This is a genomic window from Candidatus Seongchinamella marina (assembly GCF_026262685.1).
GTDB classification, from domain to species: domain Bacteria; phylum Pseudomonadota; class Gammaproteobacteria; order Pseudomonadales; family Halieaceae; genus Halioglobus; species Halioglobus marinus.
In genome coordinates, this window is record NZ_SHNP01000002.1 from 301,762 (window position 1) to 323,198 (window position 21,437).

Genomic DNA, 21,437 nt, shown 5'->3' on the forward strand with positions numbered 1-21,437 from the left:
CGTAACATTTCTCATCGGAGGTTTTGCTCCCGGGCAAGGGCATAGGCGATTCTCGGCGCAGCCCATAACGAAGGTAACAGAATCAGTGAGACAGGAACCGCAGTCACTACGATAAACGACTGCAGCGCAGAGATCCCTCCGGAACCGATGGAGACGAGGATCATCGCGACTGCTCCCATGATAATGCCCCAGAACACGCGTAGAGCGATGGGAGGGTGATCGTCGCCTGTCATTACAATAGAAATAGTGTAAGTCATGGAGTCGCCCGTGGTGGCAACAAACAAAAATGTTAACACGAGGAACGCAGTGGTGATGATTGCGCCAAACGGCAATTGCTGAGTAATCGCAAGCAGTGCAGCTGGCATGTTGGAGCCGGCAAAAGGTTCTGAAATAACTCCGGGGTTCGCCAGTTCAAACGCCAGTCCCGAACCGCCTACGATCGTGAACCAAAAGGTGGTGATAATCGGTGAAATGATGGAGATTGCAACGACCATTTCACGAATGCTGCGCCCGCGAGAAATCCGGGCGATAAACATGGCCATTAATGGTCCATAACCCAGGAACCAGCCCCAGAAAAAAACAGTCCATGAATCCAGCCACTGATGATCAGCGCGAAACAGGGCCATGGGCACAAATGCTTGCAGATGCAGCAGTGACGATTTCAAATAACTGCTGAAGATGAATGCTGTGGGCCCCGCAAGGAGCACAAAAAGCATCAGTCCAACCGCTATCTGGATGTTTAGCTTGCTCAAGATCTGAATGCCTCGTTGAATTCCGGTCACGGTTGATACGGTATAAACGACAATAAGGGCCAATATAATTGAAAATTGTGCCCCATAATTGTCTGCGGTCCCCAGCAATTGTGACAGGCCGTAACTGACCTGTAGACCAAGGAAACCGATGGGCCCGACCGTTCCGGCAACGACAGAAATGACACAGGCTGCATCCACCACAGAGCCAAGCCAGCTGTTGATGGCCCTGTCACCAAAAACGGGATAGAGCAATGTGCGTGGCTTTAGTGGCAGGCCCCGGTCGTAATGCAGATGCATCAGCACGATGGTAGTGAGGCTGCCTAGTATTGCCCAGGCAAGAAAGCCCCAGTGCAAAAAGCTTTGGGCCAATGCCGGATAAACCGCTTCGTTGGATGCGGGTGTCACGTCATACAAAGGCGGGGGAGATACAAAATGTGACATAGGTTCTGCTGCGGCGAAAAACACACCACCGCCGGCCAGCAAGGTACAGAGGATCATGCTGACCCACTTGAAGCTGCTGACCTCAGGCACGTCGAGTCCTCCCAGTTGCACTTTGCCGGCCCGGGAGATGGCCAGGGCCAAACCGATGAAGAACGTGACTAGCAGTAATAACTGCCAGTAGGCACCGAACAGTCGAGTCGACCAGACAAAGGCAATGCCCACGTAACTGGAAAGGCTAGCGATATCAATGAGCGCGACAGCGACGAACAGCACCAGAAAGCCCCCACTGAGCGCAAAAGTCAGCCAATCGACGCCCGGCTGGCTGCTCGTATCAGCTGGATCTTGAACCGCCAATGCAGTGTCGTTTGTCATAAAGTATTCCGCAATATCTGCCAGTTGCTCAGTTTTTTACTGTGAGGGCCCAAAGGAGTGTTCAAAAAAGCGTAGCCAGTTGCCGCCCATAACCTTATTGACGTCTTCCTGCGAAAAACCATGTTGGGCCAGCCCATCGGCAACATTTTTAATGTCTCGCGAATCGCGGAACCAGCCGGGCTGCTGCGGCCATTCCTTGTTGCCCGCTGAGCCTTCACCGTAATCAGCCCCAAAGGTCCAGCGCCCGCTGCGCATCCATTCAAGCTTGCTGTATTCCCATTGCTCACAAAGGTCAGAGCCAATTCCGATGTTATCGATACCCATCATGTCAGCGGTCTTGGCAATCATTTGGCAAAAGTCTTCCAAGGTACAGTCGGAACCGTGTTTCAGGTGGAACGGGTACATGCTAAAGCCCAGCATTCCGCCTGAGTTCGCCAGGGCGCGCAACACCTGATCTGATTTATTCCTCAGTGCATCGTGAAAAAAGGTCGGATTTGCGTGGGTGATGGCAATAGGACGCTGGGAAAGGTCGATAGCTTCCAGCGTGGAGCGCTCACCGGAATGGGACATATCGATGACCATGCCAACCCGGTTCATTTCCTTTATGGCTTCTCTGCCAAAGCGGGTAACACCGGTGTCCTCACTCTCATAACAACCCGAGGCCAGAAGGCTCTGGTTGTTGTATGACAGCTGCATTATCCGAGCGCCCAGTTCGTAATGAATTTGGACCAGCCCCAAATCATCTTCGATGGGGGAGCAATTTTGATAGCCGAAAATAATACCAAGCTTGCCCAATCGTTTTGCTTCCAGGATGTCTGCCGCTTCTCGCACAGGCATAATCAGGTCATGGTGATTCTGGAAATGTCGGTGCCACTGACTGATGTTGCTGATTGTCTCGCGATTGTTTTCCCAGTAGCTGACCGTTACGTGTACGGCATTAATTCCGCTATCACGCGCCCGTTCGAATAGGGGCCGATCCCAGTTAATGTATTGAAGTCCATCGATAATGACGTTGGAATCGTGCATCGAGCTCTCCCGATTAATAGGGTTTGCTGTAATTGGTTTTTACAATGGTATAAAACTCCTGCGCGTACTGACCCTGCTCTCGAGGGCCGTAGCTAGAGGATTTTCTGCCGCCAAATGGCACGTGATAATCGGTGCCAGCGGTTGGCAGGTTTACCATTACGCAACCGGAATTTGAATACTGCTTGAAGTGGGAAGCGTACTTCAGGGATTGGGTGATAATGCCCGAGGTCAACCCAAACTCTGAGTCGTTGGAAATTTCCAACGCATGATCGTAGTCAGTAGCCTTGATTACACAGGCTAAGGGACCGAAGACTTCTTCCCGGTTGATACGCATTTCGTTAGTCGTATTGGTGAAGAGGGTGGGGGCTAGGAAGTAACCCTCAGTGTCCAGTGTTATAGCCTCTCCGCCCTGAACTAATGTCGCTCCCTCCTGCTTGGCCAGCTCGATGTAATTCAGCACCTGTTGGTATTGCCTGGCGTCCACCACTGGCCCTATTTGAGTCGCGCTGTCCAAGGCGGCACCGACGACCAGCTCCTGCATTGCCGCCACCAGTTTGTCGACAAACTCATCGTGGACAGCGTCCTCCACAATAAGCCGGGACGAAGCGGTACACTTTTGTCCTGTACCGGAAAAGGCGCCCGCTATTGCACATTGCACCGCCACATCGAGGTCGGCATCGTTGAGCACAACCAAGGCATTTTTACTGCCCATTTCTAACTGAATCTTGGTCATATTTTCTATAGCGTTGCGGGCAATACGTCTACCGATGGGCACTGAGCCGGTGAAGGTAATGGCATCAATATCCGGTGATGTCGCCAGGGCTTCGCCCACCTCGCGACCGGGTCCCATGACCATGTTAAATACGCCTGCAGGTATACCGCTGCGATCAATAATATCGGCGAGAACCCAGGCGCTGGCGGGCACCAATTCTGCGGGCTTTAAGACAACGGCATTACCATAGGCAAGGGCCGGTGCTATTTTCCAGGCAGCGACTGCCACCGGAAAGTTCCAGGGGGTAATAATTCCGATGACTCCCAGCGCTTCGCGCTTCACCTCTACTTCGATGCCAGGGCGAACAGAATCTACCGCTTCACCCGTAGGGCTTAGGACCTGTGCTGCGTGGTACTGAAAAAACTGCCCGGCGCGGGCCACTTCGCCAATGCCCTCTGCCAGTGGCTTACCTTCCTCGCGAGAGAGTAGGCGGCCGATTTCATCCTTGCGTGCGATCAATTCCGCACCGATGGTGTCAAGTATCGCTTTGCGCTCTTCCAACCCGCTGCGTCCCCAGGCAGTGGCTGCACGCCTTGCAGCTGCGATGGCCCGGGTACAATCATCGGCAGTGCCGATTGCATACTGTCCAATGACATCGCTGGTATCGGATGGACTCGTATTGGTGGTGACCTCGTTGCTTGTAACCCATTCGCCATTAATTAAGTGACCAAAGACTTTGTCATTCATAGGGAGTTCCGTAAAAAGCAGTTCTAGTGTGTAATCAATAGAGATTGAGGTATCGCCAACGAAACGCTGCATTAGCCTGCCAGCGTTAAATTAACTTCCCCTACCTCTGTGTTGTCGGTGCACAGTTGTTGGAGTGAATTTTCGATGCTTTTGCTTTAATAAGTCCAATCAATTAATTTAATGGATTTATATTAGTACCTTATATATTGTATGAGGATCAGCCGACTCAGAAGGGAGGGTAGCTGCCATCAAGCATCACAACATCACCCTGAATCACATGCGGGCCTTTGTGGTAGTCGCCCGCCACGGCAGCTTCAACCGTGCGGCCGATGAGCTATCGCGCTCACAGCCTGCGGTGACCTTGTCAATTAAGCAGTTGGAGAGCTACGTCGGCCTCAAATTGTTCGAGAGGACGACGCGCAAAGTGACGCCTACCACAGCGGGTGAAAAGTTCATTCCCGTTGCGGAGCGTTTACTGCGTGAGTTTGATATGGCGATCTACGACGTCACTGCTACGGCCGACTGCAGAAGCGGCCACGTCAGCATGTCGGTACTGCCGTCTGTGGCGACGCGCATACTGCCCGACGTTATAAGCGAATTCACGGAGAAATTTCCGGATATCAGTATTCATGTCAGCGATTATAATGCCCAGGGCGTGCAGCGAAGTGTTGAGCGTAACGAGGTAGATTTTGGCATCGGCAGCCTGTGGCACCCCAATAGTAAGCTCGAGTTTCGCCCATTGATGGAAGACCGGTTTGCGCTTGTATGTCACAAAGATCATCCACTGGCGGCCGAGGGCGCCCCGGTGACATGGGAGCAGCTGAAGGGCCTGAGTTTTCTGAGCACTGGACTGACCCAGGCCCTGAAAATGCAGCGCTATATTGGCAATCCGAAATTCGAGTTCACGACCACCAACACACTATTTGCGATGCTAAAGGCCAATGTCGGTGTCACTGTGTTACCGACGCTCGCGATGCCACAGGAAGATGATCTGATGTCCCTGCCTATGGTCGACCCCGTTGAAACTCGGGAAATATGTGTGATACTGCGTCAGGACTGGACTTTGTCGCCTGCGGCGAATGCGATGATGGAGGTATTGTCAGGACATTTGCCAATGTTGGCCAACCAACTCGATCTCACTCTGCAGTCAGGATAACGCTATGACCGAACAAAGTATGACGCTCAAAGAAGTTGAACTGCTTGCAGACCAGGCATTACAAGCCTGCGGTGCCTCAGCCTTACAAGCATCCTCACTTGCAGCCGGGGTTGCTGCAGCAGAGCGCGACGGGATTAGTAGCCATGGCCTGGTGTACGTTCCTACCTATTGCGAGCACCTGCGCTGCGGGAAGGTGATTGGCCAGGCTCAGCCCGTGGTCGAGACGCCGCGGCCGGGCAGTGTCATGGTAGATGCTGGCTCAGGCTTTGCTCATGCGGCGATACGCGCAGGCTTTGAGCCACTTATTGCAATGGCTCGCACTAACGGTTGCGCGGCGCTGGGTATTAACAATTCTTATAACTGCGGTGTGTTGGCGTTTCATACAGAGCGGCTCGCTGCAGAGGGTTTATTGGGCCTGGGCTTTACCAATGCACCAGCATCTATCGCTCCTGCAGGTGGCAGCACACCGGTGATAGGAACCAATCCTTTTTCGCTGGCGGTGCCTGGGCCCGAGGGAGCGACGTTCACGGTTGATCAAAGTGCCAGTGTTGTTGCAAAGAGCGAAATTATGGCGCGTGCTCGCAATGGTGAGGCTATTCCAGACCACTGGGCGAAAGATGCGCAGGGCAATCCAACGACAGATCCCAATGAAGCGCTGAAGGGCTCTATGGCACCCAGCGGCGGCTACAAAGGGTTTGGGGTAGGGCTACTGGTTGAAGTCATGGCGGCAGCACTCGCCGGGGCATCGCTGGGAATCAATGCCAGCCCGTTTTCCGGCACTGCCGGCGGGCCGCCAAAAACAGGCCAGTTTTTTCTTGCCCTCGATCCACAGCTTTTTTCGGGTGGCTTGTTTGAAGGCCAGATTCAATCTCTTTGCGAGGCTGTCCAGTCTCAGCCCGAAGCACAGTTGCCAGGGCAACGGCGTCGGCGTCATCGGGAAAAGGCGGATGCCGAGGGTATCGTCGTCCCCTCTGAATTAGTGGTGAAAGTGGAGGCCCTGCGGGGCTGATCGATTCCGAATCAGGAGAAAGTCATCGCTATATCAGACGTGAATGCAGAAATAGAAATTGCGATAGAAGAAAGCGGTTTCTACCTTGGTTTCAATAAGGTTGTCGCGATCGGCTCCAAACTGATCATCGCCACCCTGGTTATTTGGGCTGCGGTGTTCCCTCAGGAAGCAGGGGCAATCTTGGGTGAGATAAAGACCTGGTCATTCGCCCGCTTCGGCGCTTGGTATATGTATGTCGTCGCGTTTTTTCTGGCCACCTGCACCCTGTTAGCGGTGATTCCCGCCACTGGCTCAATTAAGCTGGGTCAGCCTGACGAGCAACCCGATTTTTCACGGTTTTCGTGGATTTCCATGATGTTTGGCGCTGGTATCGGTATTGGTATGCTTACCTTCGCTACTGCGGAACCGCTTTATCATTTCAGTGTTAATCCAGATACCATTCTCGGCTATGCACAAAGCGAAAGTGCCAATAATGTTCGGCACGCATTCAAATGGTCTTTTCTTCACTGGGGTCTAAGTGCTTGGGGCGCTTATGCGCTGGTGGGCTTGTCCATGGCTTTTTTCAGCTTCAATCGAGGTCTGCCACTCACGATTCGGTCTGGGCTAGCGCCCCTGTTCGGGCGGTCACTTAACGGCGGCCTGGGACACGCGGTTGATATCACAGCGGTCATAGCTACGATCCTAGGAGTCGCGGTAACCATCGGTTTCGGTGTTTCCCAGTTTGCCGCCGGAATGTATGAAATCAGTGGAGCGCCATGGTTGATGGACAGTAATGGTTCGCCCACGAATACCGGAATGCTGATTGCGTTGTGTGTCATCATGACGGCCTCAACGCTCTCTGCCCTTTCGGGCGTAAGCAGAGGCATCAAATGGCTGTCTAACCTGAATATGTGGCTGTCGTTTACCCTGCTTGCATTTTTACTTGTTTTTGGCGGTACCAGTCTGGCGTTCAAGTCCCTGCTGATTGGCATCTGGGACTACATGATTAACTTACCATCCATGCTGCTAATTTATTGGGCACCTGCCACCGCTGCTCCTGCCGCTGAGCTTTATCATTGGCAGTCGACGTCGTGGACTGTTTTTTATTGGGCCTGGTGGATCGCCTTCGCACCTTTTGTCGGATTGTTTCTTGCGCGCATTTCTCGCGGCCGCAGTATCCGCGAGTTTATCGTTGGCGCGATGCTGGCACCGTCACTGATGTGTTTTATCTGGATCACCTTTGCCGGTGGTACGGCTATCGATCTTGAGTTAAATGGCAGCGCCGATGGCGCTATTTTGTCGGCGGGACAGGAGTCCCAGCTCTTCGCCACTCTCAAGCTGATGCTTTCAGATGGTTTGATGCCCATTATGAGCTCCCTGGTCGTGTTGCTGCTGCTGACTTATTTGGTGACCTCCGCTGATTCGGCGGTTTTAATCGTTAACACCATTAATTCTGGTGGCGACGAAAGTCAGAAAGGCCATGTGCATATCGTCATTTGGGGAGTAGCCTTAACCCTGGTGATTGCAGTACTGCTGATCGCCGGTGGAATGGAGGCCCTGAGGACTTCAATGCTGGTCGGTGCACTGCCGTTTTCGCTGATTATGGGCCTTATGGGTTTAGCCCTGATCAAGGCGCTGATCGAAGACGCGCTTCGCAATCGGGAGCAGAGGGCGAATGACTGAGCCAGCGCCTTTAATCCAACCCCCGGTTCACATTGGGTTTCTGCTAGTACCTGGCTATACGCTTAGTGCCTTTGCTAATGCGGTGGCAGTCTTGCGCATGGCTAACCGACAAAGCGGCCAAGAGCTTTACCGTTGGTCGGTGTTAAGCCTGGATGGTGAGCCGATAATTTCCAGCGCTAACATTGAACTGGTGCTCGACGGATCTCCCGATACTGTCGGCCCCATGGACATCATGCTGGTGTGTGGAGGTTACGATATTGAAAAGCGGGTTTCTCCTGCGTTGTTTGAACTTCTCAGAGAGATGGCGAGCAAGGAAGTGCCTTTGGGAGCCTTGTGCACTGGCACCTACGCGCTGGCCGCAGCGGGCCTGCTGGACGGCTATCGCTGCACCATTCATTGGGAAAACCTTCCCAGCCTGCGGGAGCAATTTCCCCGTCTGTTGATTTCCTCCAGCCTGTTTGTGATTGACCGCAACCGTTACACCTGCTCAGGCGGGATCAGTTCTATCGACCTGATGTTGAATCTAGTGTCTAGAATTCACGGGCACAAACTCGTTCAGGATATTTCTGAACAGTTCACCTGCGAAAGAGTTCGTACCGAGAAGGATGCTCAGAGGGCTCCGTTGCAGTACTTGATTGGCGCGAGCCAACCGAAACTCGTCGATGCCGTGGCGATGATGGAGGCCAATATTGAAGAGCCTCTGAGTCTTGATGATGTTGCGTCTTATGTTGGTATTTCGCGTCGCCAACTGGAGCGCCTGTTTGACAAGTACCTGCACTGTGCGCCGTCGCGCTACTACCTGGAGTTGAGGCTTTATAGAGCTCGCTTGCTGTTACTGCAAACAAATATGTCGGTTGTCGAAGTAGCGGTAAGCTGCGGGTTTTCCACTGCGCCTCATTTCAGCAAGTGTTACAGCGAGTTCTATGGCAAGCCACCGCGGGATGAACGCCTCGTTCGGCAATAGCCCGAGTGCTTTGCGTAGGTACTGCAACGCGTCGCTTTAGTAGACTCTGGCTGCCGCTAAATGGTGGTAAGCACCAGTCCCTTTTCAGATGCGACACGTACTTACGGCATAGCGACTAGCCTTTCTCAAAAAGGTTGGAGAAGTCAAATTAGCGTGTTAATAGTGGCCGGCTTTACGAGTTATATCGTGATTAGGGGCTCACGTGCCCTTCATTTGTAATAGAGGATGGGCATGGCACAACTACCGGCAAAATCCAACGTCGTCATCATAGGCCTTGGCGGAATCGTGGGCGCGTCCGTAATGCATCACCTGGTGGAAAGTGGCTGGGATGACATAGTCGGCATCGACAAGACCTCTGTACCAACCGACATTGGCTCAACCTCCCACGCATCTGATTTTTGTTACGCTACCGATCACAGCAAATTCAATTGTTATACCACTCAATACAGCATCGAGTTCTTCGAAAAGATGGGCCACTATGCCCGGGTTGGCGGTCTTGAAGTCGCGCGTAAGGGCGACGATGACCGCATGATGGAACTCAAGCGTAAGGTGGCCTCAGGTAAAGCGTTTGGCACCAATGTAAAAATGATCAGTGCAGCTGAGGCCAAGGCGCTTTTCCCGCTGTTGGAGGAGGACATGGTGCAGGGTGCCATGTGGGACCCCGATGCCGGTTTAGTGCAGCCACGATCGCAAACGGTGGCAGGTATACTGGTTGATAACGCTGTGAATACAGGTAAGGCGCAATCGTTTGCCAATACCAGCGCCACTGGTCTTGATATCCAGGATGGCCGCATTGTGGGAGTTGAAACCAGTCGAGGTTATATCTCGGCTAATCACGTGATTGTATGTACAGGCCTATGGGGCCGAACGATCGCGGAGATGGCAGGAGAAGACCTGCCCGTCATGCCGGTGGACCATCCGCTGACCTTCTTTGGTCCATACACTGAGTTTGAAGGCACTGGGAAACATATCGGCTACCCCCTGATGAGGGACCAGGGTAATTCTGCCTATATGCGCGATACGGGTGATCCAAAGACCCCCGATGGCGGACAGATCGAGTGGGGATATTACGAGGAAAAAGAACCCCGTTTATTGCACCCGCGCAATCTTCTCGAGATAGGGGATTCTCACTGGTCTCCGTCACAACGCGATCTTGAACTCGAACAAATCATGGAGCCATTGGAGCGGGCAATCGAGTTGACCCCGATCCTTGGCGAACTCGGTTACAACGAAAAGCACTCCTTTAATGGCCTACTACAGGTCACCGCAGATGGCGGTCCCTCGATTGGAGAATCGACCCTGACTCGCGGGCTTTGGTATGCCGTGGCTGTATGGGTCAAGGACGCGCCGGGCATTGCCAAGGTATTGGTGGACTGGATGACCAATGGTATTGCTGAGCGCGATTACTATGCGGTTGACACAGCAAGGCACTACCCCATACAAAAGACCTCTTCCTACGTCCACGACCGCTGTTATGAATCCGCGTTCAAAATCTACAATCCGGCTGTGCATAACCGGGAACCTTATTCGAAGGGCCGCAACCTCAGGCGCAGTCCATTCTGGGTGCGGGAGCAGGAATTGGGTGGTCACTTTATGGAGCTGGCTGGCTGGGAGCGCGCGCACGGCTACGCGGCTAATGAACCTCTGCTGGAAAAGTACGCAGACCGGGTGCCGGAGCGAGAGCATGAGTGGGATAGCCGGCACTTCTGGCGAGTGTCCAACGCCGAGCAGCTGGCAATGTCGGATAACGTCGGCATGATCAACCTGTCTCATTTTGCAGTTATTGACGTGCTCGGCCCCGACGCGGAAGCGCTAATGGAATATGTTTGTGTCGCAAAAGTTGGTGGCGACACGCCCATTGGGAAAGGCGTTTATACGCATTTTCTGGACAAGCGCGGCGGTGTGCGCGCTGACCTGACTGTTATTCGTCATGCCACAGATAGATTCCGGGTCATTGACGGCGCCGACGCAGGGCATCGGGACTATACCTGGCTGCGGCGTATGGCTCAGGACAAAGGATGGAATGTTTACGTCGATGATCGTTCAGATCATGTTGCCTGCCTGGGTGTATGGGGTCCGAACGCGCGTGCGACGATTCAGGCCGTCGCCGACGACCCCGTGGCCTGGGATGATGGAAATTTCCCCTTTGCGTCGACACGAAAGCTCACCCTGCAGGGCATTCCTGTAGAAGCCTTTCGAATATCCTATGTGGGCGAACAAGGCTGGGAGTTGCACGTCGATTTTAGCTATGGCCTCGCCTTGTGGGATATCATTTATGCGCAGGGAGTCACGCCCGTCGGTATTGAAACTTACGCAAACAGCAGGCGCATGGAAAAAAGCCTGCGCTTGCAGAATGCCGATCTGCTCACCGAATACAACCTGTATGAGGCGGGCCTGGCGCGCCCGGTGGTAAAGAAAGCGGACTTCTTCGGTAAGGAGGCTTATCTCCAACAGCGAGAGCTGAAAGAGCAAGCTGCCTATTTGTGCACATTAGTGATGCACGATAATGTCGACTCTCAGGGCCTCGCTCGCTACCCAGTTGGCAATGCGCCTTTAATCGACCCTCAGTCGGGAGAGGTGCCCATCGACTCAAAAGGGCGCCGATCTTATCTGTCCAGTATTTCTTTCGGCCCCAGTATCGGCAAAAATATCGGGCTGGGGTATCTTCCGTCCGAATACTGTCAGCAAGGCCGGGAAATGATCACGGAGTACCTGGGCGAGCAGTTCACTATGACGGTCGAGTCGGTAGGGTATAAGGCGCTGTATGATCCGGACAATACGCTCGTGAAAGGTTGATCCGGCCATGGCAGGCCATTTTCCGTCACTACCCAATTGCGCTGGCTTTAAGTCTGCCAGCGTAGCTTGGACACCAATACGTCAGTAGATCGCAGAACGAGAGAGTCATGGAAAAGTATTCGCTGTTCAAGCTGTTCAATCACGCGCGGACTTACAATGAGAACTGGCAGCGAGCCTGGCGTAGCCCTGTTCCAAAGTCTGACTACGATGTGGTCATTGTGGGCGGGGGAGGTCACGGGCTTGCTACCGCCTACTATCTCGCAAAAGTGCACGGTATCACCAACGTTGCAGTCGTCGAAAAGGGCTATTTGGGGGGCGGTAATACTGCACGTAATACCACCATCATTCGCTCAAACTATCTTTGGGACGAGGCCGCCCAGCTCTATGAATTATCGCTTAAGCTGTGGGAGGGCCTGAGCCAGGAGTTAAATTTCAATGTGATGTTCAGTCAGCGCGGTGTGCTGAATCTTGGACACACTTTGCAGGACATGCGCGACATCCAGCGTCGGGTCAATGCTAATCGCCTGAATGGGATCGATGGTGTCGTGCTGTCAACGGCAGAAGTACAAGCGCGAGTGCCATTGATGAATTGTTCGCCGAACGCACGTTACCCCATATTAGGGGCTTCCTGGCAACCTCGGGGAGGGACTGCCCGCCACGATGCTGTTGCATGGGGTTATGCACGGGGAGCTGACGCTCTGGGCGTGGACCTGATCCAGCAAACGGAGGTTACTGGTATACGCCGCCACAATGGCGCTGTCGTTGGTGTCGAAACCGCCAATGGTTTTATTGGCGCGCGCAAAGTGGCCTGTGTCACCGCGGGTAATTCCGGTGTAATGGCGGCTATGGCCGGCCTGCGCCTGCCGATTGAATCGAGGCCCCTGCAGGCATTGGTGTCAGAGCCTTTAAAACCCTGCCTGGATACGGTTGTCATGTCCAACGCAGTGCACGGTTACATCAGCCAGTCCGATAAGGGCGACCTGGTAGTTGGCGCTGGAGTGGACAGTTATAACGGCTATGGACAGCGTGGCTCTTTCAATGTGATAGAGCATACGCTGCAGGCCATATGCGAGCTATTTCCCTCATTTAGCCGCGTCCGAATGAACCGCCATTGGGGCGGGATTGTCGATACTTGCCCCGATGCCTGTCCCATCATCAGCAAAACTCCAGTTGAGGGTTTGTTCTTTAATTGTGGCTGGGGCACCGGCGGCTTTAAGGCAACGCCGGGCTCGGGTTATGTTTTTGCTGACACGGTGGCTAACGACCGGCCACATCCGTTGGCCGAGGCCTTTAATATTGACCGCTTTTACAGCGGGGCTCTCATTGACGAACACGGCGCTGCCGGTGTCGCGCACTAAGGACGACCAGATGCTGCAAATATACTGCCCCTACTGTAAGCAAACTCGCGAGGAAGAGGAGTTCAGCTACGCTGGCGAGGCGCATATCAAGCGTCCTTCTGATCCGCAGGCGGCGTCAGATAAAGAGTGGGGGGACTACCTTTTCTTCCGTAAAAATCCACGGGGTATTCATCACGAGATGTGGCAGCACTCGGCGGGGTGTCGTCGATACTTCAATGTCATTCGCAACACTGTCACCTATGAGGTGCTGGAAAGTTACCCCATGGGCACTAGCCCCTCCGAACAGCCGGCACACGCGGCAACCACTAGCACTGCCGGAGAACTGCAATAATGCAGATCAATCGTTTAGCCAGCGGCGGGCGCGTCAATCATGCCAAACCGCTCAACTTTAGCTTTAACGGAAAACGCTATCAGGGGCTGGAAGGCGATACCCTCGCGTCAGCATTACTCGCTAACGGCGTAAACGTGGTGGGCCGCAGTTTCAAATACGGCCGCCCCCGCGGTATCGTCGGTCATGGCGCCGAAGAGCCTAACGCCATCGTGCAGTTGGGCAGTGGCGCCCAGACAATACCCAACCTCCGGGCTACCCAGGTAGAGCTTTATGAAGGGCTGGAGGCGCGCAGTGTCAGCGGCTGGCCCAGTGTCGACTATGATCTGATGAGTGTCATGGGAGTATTTGGGCGGATGCTGCCGCCAGGTTTTTACTACAAAACCTTTATGCGTCCGCAGAAGCTGTGGATGACCTATGAACATTTTATTCGCAAGGCAGCGGGTCTGGGCTCAGCGCCTGTCGAAGCGGATGTGGATCGTTACGATCGGTTGAACCAACACTGCGATGTATTAGTGGTCGGTGCAGGCCCAGCGGGGCTGGTCGCCGCTCGGGAAGCTGCGCGCAGCGGTGCGCGAGTTATTATTGCTGACGAACAAAGTGAATTTGGCGGCAGCCTGTTGGGAGCCAGTTCCCACGTTGACCAGCAGCCTGCAGCCGACTGGCTCGCGCAAATAGTAAAAGAGCTGAGTGAGTTCGCTAACGTGCAACGGTTACCGCGCAGCACCGTGTTTGGTTACTACGATCATAACTTTCTAGCGATTGTTGAGCGTCGCACTGACCACCTTGGCATTAGCGCGGAGAGTGGAACGCGGCAACGCCTGCATAGAGTGCGTGCCCGTCAAGTCATTCTGGCCACCGGCGCAATAGAGCGCCCCCTGGTCTTTGCCCATAACGACGTGCCCGGTGTCATGCTGGCTTCTTCAGTGGCAACTTACGTCAATCGCTATGCGGTGCTACCGGGCAATAAATTGCTGTTGTTTACCTCTAACGACGACGCTTACCAAACCGCGATTAACTGGCATAAAGCGGGCCGAGAGGTGGTGGCGGTTGTTGACTCCCGGATAGCACCGGGCGGCGACTTGAATCAGACCATGGCCGACCTGAATATAAAGCTCTATTGCGGTCATGGAGTCATTGAGGTGATCGGTAAAAAACGCGTCAAAGCCGCGGTCATTGCGCCTTTAAGTGTGGACGGCAGCTCAATTATCGGACAGACGCTTCGCCTGCACTGTGACCTGGTGGCCTGTTCCGGTGGCTGGAGCCCTGTCATTCATCTGAGTTCACACACCGGTACTCGACCACAGTGGAGCGACCAGGTGGTGGGCTTTGTGCCAGGCGAGAGTGTCCAACAGGAACGTTCTGCAGGGGCCGCTCGGGGTACCTATGGTCTTACGCGCTGCCTGGAAGAGGGCGCTGCTGCGGGCGCGAAGGCCGCACTGGCCGCTGGCTTCGGTGATGGTGTCGTCGAATTTACAGCCCCCGTTGCTGATGAGGCCTCGCAGGAGCCACAGCAACCCTTGTTCCTTGTGCCCCACAGCAAACCCACCAGCCGCGCCCCAAGTCAGTTTGTCGATTTCCAACTGGATGTCACTGCGGCCGGAATCGAGCTGGCTGCCAGGGAAGGTTACGAGTCGGTTGAGCACGTCAAGCGCTATACCGCGCTGGGCTTTGGTACGGACCAGGGCAAACTAGGCAACATCAACGGCCTGGCAATTTTGTCCAAAGCTTTAGGGCAGACCATTGCGGAGACAGGCACCACGATTTTTCGGCCGTCCTATACACCCACCACTTTTGGTGCTATCGCGGGCAGGGACGTTCAGTCATTGTTTGACCCCGAACGCTACACCTCAATGCACAGATGGCATGAACGACAGGGCGCGCACTGGGAGGATGTAGGTCAGTGGAAGCGGCCCTGGTATTTTCCCAAGCCAGGCGAGTCTATGCATGAGGCGGTGAACCGCGAATGTTTGGCTGTGCGCAACAGCGTGGGCATGTTGGATGCTTCCACGCTTGGCAAGATTGATATTCAAGGTTCGGACGCAGCGGAATTTCTTAACCGGGTTTACACCAACGGCTACCTGAAACTGGCGGCGGGCAAGTGCCGTTACGGTCTAATGCTGAAAGAAGATGGCATGGTGTTCGACGACGGTGTTACCGCTTGTCTGGCTGAAAATCATTACCTGATGTTCACTACCACTGGCGGCGCTGCCGGCGTTTTGTCCTGGCTGGAATTATGGCACCAAACCGAGTGGCCTGAACTCAATGTTTTCTTTACTTCAGCGACCGATCATTGGGCCACTGCAACCATTACCGGCCCCAATGCGCGCAAAGTATTAGAGAAAGTGTGTGACGATATCGACCTGTCTGCAGATGCATTCAAGTTCATGGATTGGCGCGACGGTACAGTCGCTGATTTAGCGGCGCGAGTATTTCGAATCAGTTTCACAGGAGAACTGACTTTCGAGGTCAATGTTCCAGCGCATCACGGTCGTCATGTTTGGGAGAAACTTTATGAGGCAGGTCAGGAGTTTGACATTACGCCCTATGGAACTGAAACCATGCACGTACTGCGTGCGGAAAAAGGGTTCATCATTGTCGGTCAAGACACTGATGGCTCAATGACCCCCCAGGACTTGAACATGGGTTGGGTGGTTGGCAAAAACAAGGATTTCAGCTTTATTGGCCAACGAGGCCTGAGCAGAGAGGATTGTCAGCGTGAAGACCGTAAACAACTGGTGGGGCTGAAAACTCTGGATCCTAAAACTGTATTACCCGAAGGCGCACAAATTGTTGTTGACCCCAGCCAGCCTCTGCCGATGGCGATGCAGGGCCACGTCACCTCCAGTTATTATAGCGCCCATCTGGGTCATTCCATTGCCCTGGCAGTCGTTAAAGGTGGGCATAAGCGGATAGGGGAGACCATTCATTGTCCGCTGGCTGATGGACGCAGTGTGCCTGCAGAAATTGTCAGCTCGGTATTTTACGACCCTCAAGGAGATCGTCAAAATGTCTGAGGTGACGCAAGCCACGCAGGAGAGTGAAGCTGTGACAGTTAACAGGGAATCACCGCTGCATTACGTTTCAACAGACGTGATGCTAAAAAGTAGTTCGCAAGCCGGTATTATTATTCACGAGAGGGCGCACAGGGGGCATTTAAATTTACGCGGCGATCCTGAGGATGCAGAGTTTAGACAAGGCGTGGTTGATGTATTGGGAGTCGAGCTTCCCCTTGAGGCCTGCACCTTTAATTGCGGCGACTCAACTGCTTTGTATTGGTTGGGCCCCAACGAGTGGCTGGCCATTGTCGCCGGTAACACCGAACAAAAAATCGAGTGTCAGTTACGCGAAACCTTAGGAGGCCACTTTGCTGTGGTGGATGTGAGCGGCGGTCAAACCCAGGTCAACGTGTCGGGCAGTGCAGTTGAACAGCTATTTAAAAAATCCAGCGTCTATGATTTTCACCCCAACCATTTTGCTGCTGGCCAATGCGTGCAGACCACATTTGCCAAGTCTGCGGTGATGATCAGCAAGAACGCAGATCAGTCCTTTGACCTGGTCATGCGGCGTAGCTTCTCGGACTATTTGTGCCGTTGGATTATTGATGCTTCTGACGAATATGGCCTGCAACTGAACGCAGACGCGTGAGAGACGCACGCGTTTTCTGCTGGATTCACATCTAGTCGCAAGTATTGGAGTTAACCGTGGGCAAACTCTCAGGCAGTTGCAGAGGCATCATTGATGATCCGGTGATTGGTCTCAGCTCTTCACGTACTTTACCGAATTTGGCAGGAAACACATTCAGGGTGCGGTAGAGTGCTGGTACAAGAAAATTAACTATTTTATTCACAGGTGTCTTCGTGTCAAAAATTGCTGTTGTCGTTGTTATCGTAATTTTGTTTTTTATCTTCCTGCAGTTTACTTCTGGTAGCAAGAAGTCAGCCGAGGAGAACAAGCAGAAGGGTGCAGATTTCTTGGCTGCCAATAAGGATGTCGAAGACGTGATCACCACTGCCTCAGGATTGCAGTACCTGGTATTGGAGCAGGGAACCGGTCAGCAACACCCTGAAGCCCGCGATACAGTAAAGGTGCATTACCACGGCACCTTACTCGATGGCACAGTCTTTGATAGCTCGGTGGAGCGGGGCGAGCCGATAGAATTTGGTCTCGGCCAGGTTATTAGAGGGTGGACGGAAGGGCTTCAGCTCATGGTAGTGGGGCAGAAGACCCGCTTGTTTATTCCCAGTGATTTGGCCTATGGAAACCGCTCAGCAGGCGCCATTAAGCCGGGGTCAACGCTCATTTTCGACGTGGAACTGCTAGAGATTAACTAGCAGATGTTTATTGGCGCTGCTTCCTCCCAAGTCTGCAGAAACAAACATGGGCGGTTTACTCTGGAATATAGAAGTCCCTTTAGTTGGCTTTAACCATGTTGTTTAAACGTATCAACTGCATACCGCCTCAATTCATCTATTTAACATAATGTAGTTATTAAGTGCGCACCAGGCCCCGTCGGGCATCATGCAAACAATTGCAAATGGCTATACAGCGCCATTTTTCGATGATCTGGCGCCCTGGATAATGTGTAATGCGGTGTGTAGCAGTGAATCGAGACAGCATGCCTGCCAGATGAAAACGATGAGGGTTAATAGCTAAGCCCAGCTTGACGGCGACCAACCATGCTTCTTGGCGCACAGCCCATGTGCCAGCCTTAAATTGAGACTACTGCTTAATCAAAGTGCACCTAACCGCCCAAACTGCTGTGGCAGCTGTTTCGCTAGAACGAAGGCCCAGGCCACAGACTGCGCCAAATCTTTCGGTATCCTTTAAAAATGCCTTAATACGACGTGCTCCGGCTTGCACAGTCGTGCACTGGGTGTCGCCAAAAGTAAAACCATGAGCGTAGGAGCGCGTCGTATATTGGCGAAAACGATAGGTCGCGTCGTGATTGCGACAACAGCCCATTGTCGACGCGCGCGCGACTTCTGGCGATGGAGAGTCCCCAGGGAAAACACGCCGTTAGCGAGAGTGACCGAGACCGGGACCGAGAAGGCTTACGGGATTCACCGGCAACGTTACTGCGATTAGCCGAACGAGATTCACAATCATCTTCGTACGCCTTTAATGCTGAGCGTTCAGTCATCTGTCCCTGATAACCAAATGTTGCCACGCGAGAGTGCCGGTGCGGAGAGGCGCCTGGAACTGCGTTTATCGGCCCAAAGCCCTTATAACAAACCAAATATGCTCAGGGCTGCTAATCTGCATATTTATCCACATGTGCGCATAATATATATTATGTTAAATTGAGTATTTAAGCACCTAATTATCCACAGCCTTTGGACGAACAAGTTAAGTTGGAAAGAAATAGTGACCGAAGCGCCAGCTTCCAAGAAAACGTGAGAACCTTCCATGCAGGCGATAATCCCCTACCCCAAAGTTGCAGGAGTGCCCTGCGCGTAAGAAGGTGTATTGTTTGAATGATGAGTTCTACGCTACCGCTCATATAAGGCGGTCTATATGGCTCCGAACTTTATGCACCAGAGAAGGATGCCTCGCTGGGCCAGTAGATCATCGATGTCGCGGTGACTCAGATTGAGTCTGTAGTACAACAGCCAGACGGCATAGGAGATTATGTCAGGGGGAAATCGGTGGTGTTTATAGGTGCTCATGTGCCGATTCTATCAATTTCGGCGATTTAACTTGGCAATACCCTTTTCATCGACTCTATTAAAATCGGCTAGTTGAGTTATCAATACCCGTTAACCTGCACGATAGATCTATGCGGGTTAACGGGTCAGGCTTCTGCTCAGAAGTTACCTGATACTTGCAGTCCGTACTCACGACCACCCGTGACGGCGCCAAAGGCGATCGTACCAGGAATGATCACTGCCGAGTTAAACTCCTCCTTGTCGGCAAGGTCGCGCCCGAACAAGGTGACTTTAACCGTGCGGTCGTCGCTCCACTCCCACTCGTAGGCGATATTGGCATCTAATACGCCGCGACTACCCAGCAGACCACGGGGGTCATTGGAAGTCTCTACCCAGTACTCGTCGGTGTAGCGATAGCCCAGGAAGGCCGAAATGTAACCAGCCCCCAATTGCGCGTTAAAGATGCCATTGATGCCACCTACCAAGTTTGGTACTCGCCGCAGCTCAAGGTCACTATTGTCGGTTTCTATCCCATCACCAGTGAGGTCGGCTACATAGTCGTCATACTCGGCGTCCAGCCAGCCCAGGTTGGCATTGAGCTGGAAGTATTCATTGGCGACCCAGGTGAGTTCGCCCTCCAGCCCCATTGACTCAACCGTGGCCGCATTGCGCACTACGGTGTTGGACCCGCCAAAGCCGTCAGGTTCGATGATCTCCTCCTGCTTATCCTCGTAGTCAACATAGAAAGCAGCGAGGTTAAGCCTCAACGTGTTGTCGAGAAAATCGCCCTTCATACCAAGCTCGTAGTTGTTAACGAATTCAGGTTCAAAGGGGCCGATATTATCTGGGTTCTGGTTGCGGCCATTGAACCCGCCGGAGCGAAATCCCTCAGAGTAAGAGGCGTAGACCATCAGGTCGTCATTCACCTCGTAATCTATACCGACTTTGGGAGTGAACTCCTGCCAGTCTTCCTTGCCCGATGCGCCGCCCAGTGGAATCCAGATAGGTTTGCCGTAGACGTAAAAGTCATCGACACCTTCCGGCAGGAAGCCAGGAAAGCCATTGTCCGTGCCACCGCCAATGGTTTGTGTACCCGCGTACTCTTTTTGCTCATCGGTATAACGTCCGCCCAGGGTCAACGCCCAGCTCTCGCCGAGGCCAATATGCACCTCGCCAAATACCGCCCAAGCTTCACGCTCGTGGTCGGCTGTGGGGTTCTGGAACACGGACCCAGCTGGACCGCCGAAGGCTGCAATTGATGTCTGCTGTTCTAGGAAATATTCGTCTTGAACCCAGAACAGACCCGCTACAAAGTCGACGTTGTCACTAAAACTGTCTGAGGAAAAGCGCAGCTCGGTACTGGTTTGCTCAGAGCTCTGTTCTCTGATGGCATGAAAGAAGTTCAACGAGCTGCCATCAAAGTCCGTAGGCACAGACTCATCAGTTTCCTGATAGCCAGTGATCCAGTCGACAACGCCGAAGCCGATGTCCCAGCTCAGATTTAGAGAATAGCTATCCCACTCGAAATCGATGGGATTAAACCAATCCTGGGTGAGTTTGCCGATGTCTTTAACATCATCGCCACAGGTCTGGCCGAAGACAACCTCGGGCAGCACGCAGGGCACCTCGGGTTCCGGATTGATCGGATTATTAATGTTCAAAGAGGTAATGTTCTGCAGGGCGACGCCATCATTTTCGTCCTGATAGTTAACGTAGGTGAAAGTGATATCCATATCTTCGTTAGGCGTTAGCAGCAGCGTGGCGTTGAGTTCTTGATTGTCAGCGTCGCCTACACGCTTGCCATTATTTTCTCTGAGCCCGCCGTCATTCTGTTGAGCGAAGCCCACTTTACCGGCCAGTAACCCATCTACGATGGGAAAATTAAGTACCGCCTTGACGTCGATGCGATCGTCGTTACCAGCAGTCAGTTCATATTTAAGGCCTAGCTCGCCCGATGGCGCCGTGCGGGTAATATTGATGACACCGCCCGTAGTGTTGCGACCGAATAAAGTGCCCTGTGGGCCGCGCAGCACCTCGAGAGAAGAAAAATCGAAGGTATTGGCCATTGAGCCGTTGACGAAAGACAGGGGAACGCCATCGACTACGACGCCAATGGCTGGGTCAAACGAGCGCTCCACCTCCTGAGTTCCCACGCCTCGTATGTAAATGGCAGCGCCCGCAGGCGCAACGCTTACCGAATCGATCACCATGTTTGGAACGAACCCCTCCAACTCGCGGAGGTCACGCATGACCAGAGCGTCGATGGTGTCTCCACTAAATGCGGAGACCGCGATAGGTACATCCTGCATAGGCTCATAGACTTTGCGTGCAGTGACAATGATCTCTTCCAGTGTTGCGGAAGAGTCCTGCGCGAGCAAAGTCTGAGGTGTGGCAGCCAACGCGCCGGCCAGTGCCAGCCCGGATACTATCGGTGAAAGGGAAAGTTGTCTTCGATAAATATGCATA

15 protein-coding genes and 1 pseudogene are annotated in these 21,437 nt (G+C 53.3%); 10 read left to right on the forward strand and 6 right to left on the reverse strand.

The genetic code is table 11. The annotated features are described in order from the left end of the window. Positions 1-11 precede the first annotated feature (11 nt). From EYC87_RS06330 to EYC87_RS06340, 3 genes are read right to left on the reverse strand one after another with little or no spacing between them, the layout of a single operon-like run. A complete protein-coding gene (locus EYC87_RS06330) occupies positions 12-1,565 on the reverse strand; it encodes a BCCT family transporter (RefSeq protein WP_279252146.1) in 1,554 nt (517 codons plus the stop codon). Positions 1,566-1,601: 36 nt separating this feature from the next. Continuing rightward, positions 1,602-2,591, reverse strand: coding sequence for a membrane dipeptidase (locus EYC87_RS06335; RefSeq protein ID WP_279252147.1), 990 nt, complete (start codon positions 2,589-2,591; stop codon positions 1,602-1,604). Positions 2,592-2,604: 13 nt separating this feature from the next. Further along, complete coding sequence (locus EYC87_RS06340) at positions 2,605-4,050, reverse strand: aldehyde dehydrogenase family protein (RefSeq protein ID WP_279252148.1); 1,446 nt, start codon at positions 4,048-4,050, stop codon at positions 2,605-2,607. Between the two features lie 277 nt (positions 4,051-4,327). On the opposite strand from EYC87_RS06340, the gene EYC87_RS06345 reads away from it, so the two are divergent. From EYC87_RS06345 to EYC87_RS06385, 9 genes are all read left to right on the forward strand, one after another. Beyond that, entirely contained in the window at positions 4,328-5,206 is an 879-nt protein-coding gene (locus tag EYC87_RS06345) for a LysR family transcriptional regulator (RefSeq protein WP_279252149.1), read from the forward strand. A 4-nt stretch (positions 5,207-5,210) separates the two neighbouring features. Further along, the gene (locus EYC87_RS06350; RefSeq protein ID WP_279252150.1) at positions 5,211-6,215 is read left to right on the forward strand and encodes an Ldh family oxidoreductase; all 1,005 of its coding nucleotides are present in this window, start codon (positions 5,211-5,213) and stop codon (positions 6,213-6,215) included. 39 nt (positions 6,216-6,254) lie between these two features. Beyond that, on the forward strand, positions 6,255-7,877 hold the full coding sequence (locus tag EYC87_RS06355; RefSeq protein ID WP_279252151.1) for a BCCT family transporter: 1,623 nt from the start codon (positions 6,255-6,257) through the stop codon (positions 7,875-7,877). After that, entirely contained in the window at positions 7,870-8,841 is a 972-nt protein-coding gene (locus EYC87_RS06360) for a GlxA family transcriptional regulator (protein ID WP_279252152.1), read from the forward strand. Before EYC87_RS06355 ends, EYC87_RS06360 begins: the two co-directional genes overlap by 8 nt. Before the next feature lie 231 nt (positions 8,842-9,072). Continuing rightward, a complete protein-coding gene (locus EYC87_RS06365) occupies positions 9,073-11,637 on the forward strand; it encodes an FAD-dependent oxidoreductase (protein ID WP_279252153.1) in 2,565 nt (854 codons plus the stop codon). 107 nt (positions 11,638-11,744) lie between these two features. Beyond that, on the forward strand, positions 11,745-12,995 hold the full coding sequence (locus tag EYC87_RS06370) for a sarcosine oxidase subunit beta family protein (protein ID WP_007227963.1): 1,251 nt from the start codon (positions 11,745-11,747) through the stop codon (positions 12,993-12,995). Positions 12,996-13,005: 10 nt separating this feature from the next. After that, positions 13,006-13,326 (forward strand): sarcosine oxidase subunit delta, encoded by a 321-nt coding sequence (locus tag EYC87_RS06375; protein ID WP_279252154.1) that lies wholly within the window; start codon positions 13,006-13,008, stop codon positions 13,324-13,326. After that, positions 13,326-16,340 carry a sarcosine oxidase subunit alpha gene (locus EYC87_RS06380; protein WP_279252155.1) on the forward strand — a complete coding sequence of 1,005 codons (3,015 nt, stop codon included), beginning with the start codon at positions 13,326-13,328 and terminating at the stop codon, positions 16,338-16,340. Before EYC87_RS06375 ends, EYC87_RS06380 begins: the two co-directional genes overlap by 1 nt. Next, positions 16,333-16,971, forward strand: a complete 639-nt coding sequence (locus EYC87_RS06385; RefSeq protein WP_279252156.1) for a sarcosine oxidase subunit gamma — start codon at positions 16,333-16,335, stop codon at positions 16,969-16,971. Before EYC87_RS06380 ends, EYC87_RS06385 begins: the two co-directional genes overlap by 8 nt. Before the next feature lie 31 nt (positions 16,972-17,002). On the opposite strand, the gene EYC87_RS06390 is transcribed toward EYC87_RS06385, so the two are convergent. After that, positions 17,003-17,173: a hypothetical protein gene (locus tag EYC87_RS06390; RefSeq protein WP_279252157.1), complete on the reverse strand. Its 171-nt coding sequence runs from the start codon at positions 17,171-17,173 to the stop codon at positions 17,003-17,005. Between the two features lie 10 nt (positions 17,174-17,183). On the opposite strand from EYC87_RS06390, the gene bamJ reads away from it, so the two are divergent. Further along, the gene (gene bamJ / locus EYC87_RS06395; RefSeq protein ID WP_279252158.1) at positions 17,184-17,657 is read left to right on the forward strand and encodes a BamJ family beta-barrel-assembly machinery protein; all 474 of its coding nucleotides are present in this window, start codon (positions 17,184-17,186) and stop codon (positions 17,655-17,657) included. Positions 17,658-18,839: 1,182 nt separating this feature from the next. On the opposite strand, the pseudogene EYC87_RS06400 reads toward bamJ, so the two are convergent. Continuing rightward, positions 18,840-18,992 (reverse strand): annotated as a pseudogene (locus EYC87_RS06400) (IS6 family transposase); the annotation flags it as partial. A gap of 137 nt (positions 18,993-19,129) precedes the next feature. After that, a complete protein-coding gene (locus EYC87_RS06405; RefSeq protein WP_279252159.1) occupies positions 19,130-21,436 on the reverse strand; it encodes a TonB-dependent receptor in 2,307 nt (768 codons plus the stop codon). Position 21,437: the final 1 nt, after the last annotated feature.

What these genes read in the sequence shown, in the direction of transcription:
- EYC87_RS06330 (WP_279252146.1), bottom strand. Translation starts at nt 1,565, where the DNA reads ATGACAAACGACACTGCATTGGCGGTTCAAGATCCAGCTGATACGAGC.
- EYC87_RS06335 (WP_279252147.1), bottom strand. Translation starts at nt 2,591, where the DNA reads ATGCACGATTCCAACGTCATTATCGATGGACTTCAATACATTAACTGG.
- EYC87_RS06340 (WP_279252148.1), bottom strand. Translation starts at nt 4,050, where the DNA reads ATGAATGACAAAGTCTTTGGTCACTTAATTAATGGCGAATGGGTTACA.
- EYC87_RS06345 (WP_279252149.1), top strand. Translation starts at nt 4,328, where the DNA reads ATGCGGGCCTTTGTGGTAGTCGCCCGCCACGGCAGCTTCAACCGTGCG.
- EYC87_RS06350 (WP_279252150.1), top strand. Translation starts at nt 5,211, where the DNA reads ATGACCGAACAAAGTATGACGCTCAAAGAAGTTGAACTGCTTGCAGAC.
- EYC87_RS06360 (WP_279252152.1), top strand. Translation starts at nt 7,870, where the DNA reads ATGACTGAGCCAGCGCCTTTAATCCAACCCCCGGTTCACATTGGGTTT.
- EYC87_RS06365 (WP_279252153.1), top strand. Translation starts at nt 9,073, where the DNA reads ATGGCACAACTACCGGCAAAATCCAACGTCGTCATCATAGGCCTTGGC.
- EYC87_RS06370 (WP_007227963.1), top strand. Translation starts at nt 11,745, where the DNA reads ATGGAAAAGTATTCGCTGTTCAAGCTGTTCAATCACGCGCGGACTTAC.
- EYC87_RS06375 (WP_279252154.1), top strand. Translation starts at nt 13,006, where the DNA reads ATGCTGCAAATATACTGCCCCTACTGTAAGCAAACTCGCGAGGAAGAG.
- EYC87_RS06380 (WP_279252155.1), top strand. Translation starts at nt 13,326, where the DNA reads ATGCAGATCAATCGTTTAGCCAGCGGCGGGCGCGTCAATCATGCCAAA.
- EYC87_RS06385 (WP_279252156.1), top strand. Translation starts at nt 16,333, where the DNA reads ATGTCTGAGGTGACGCAAGCCACGCAGGAGAGTGAAGCTGTGACAGTT.
- EYC87_RS06405 (WP_279252159.1), bottom strand. Translation starts at nt 21,436, where the DNA reads ATGCATATTTATCGAAGACAACTTTCCCTTTCACCGATAGTATCCGGG.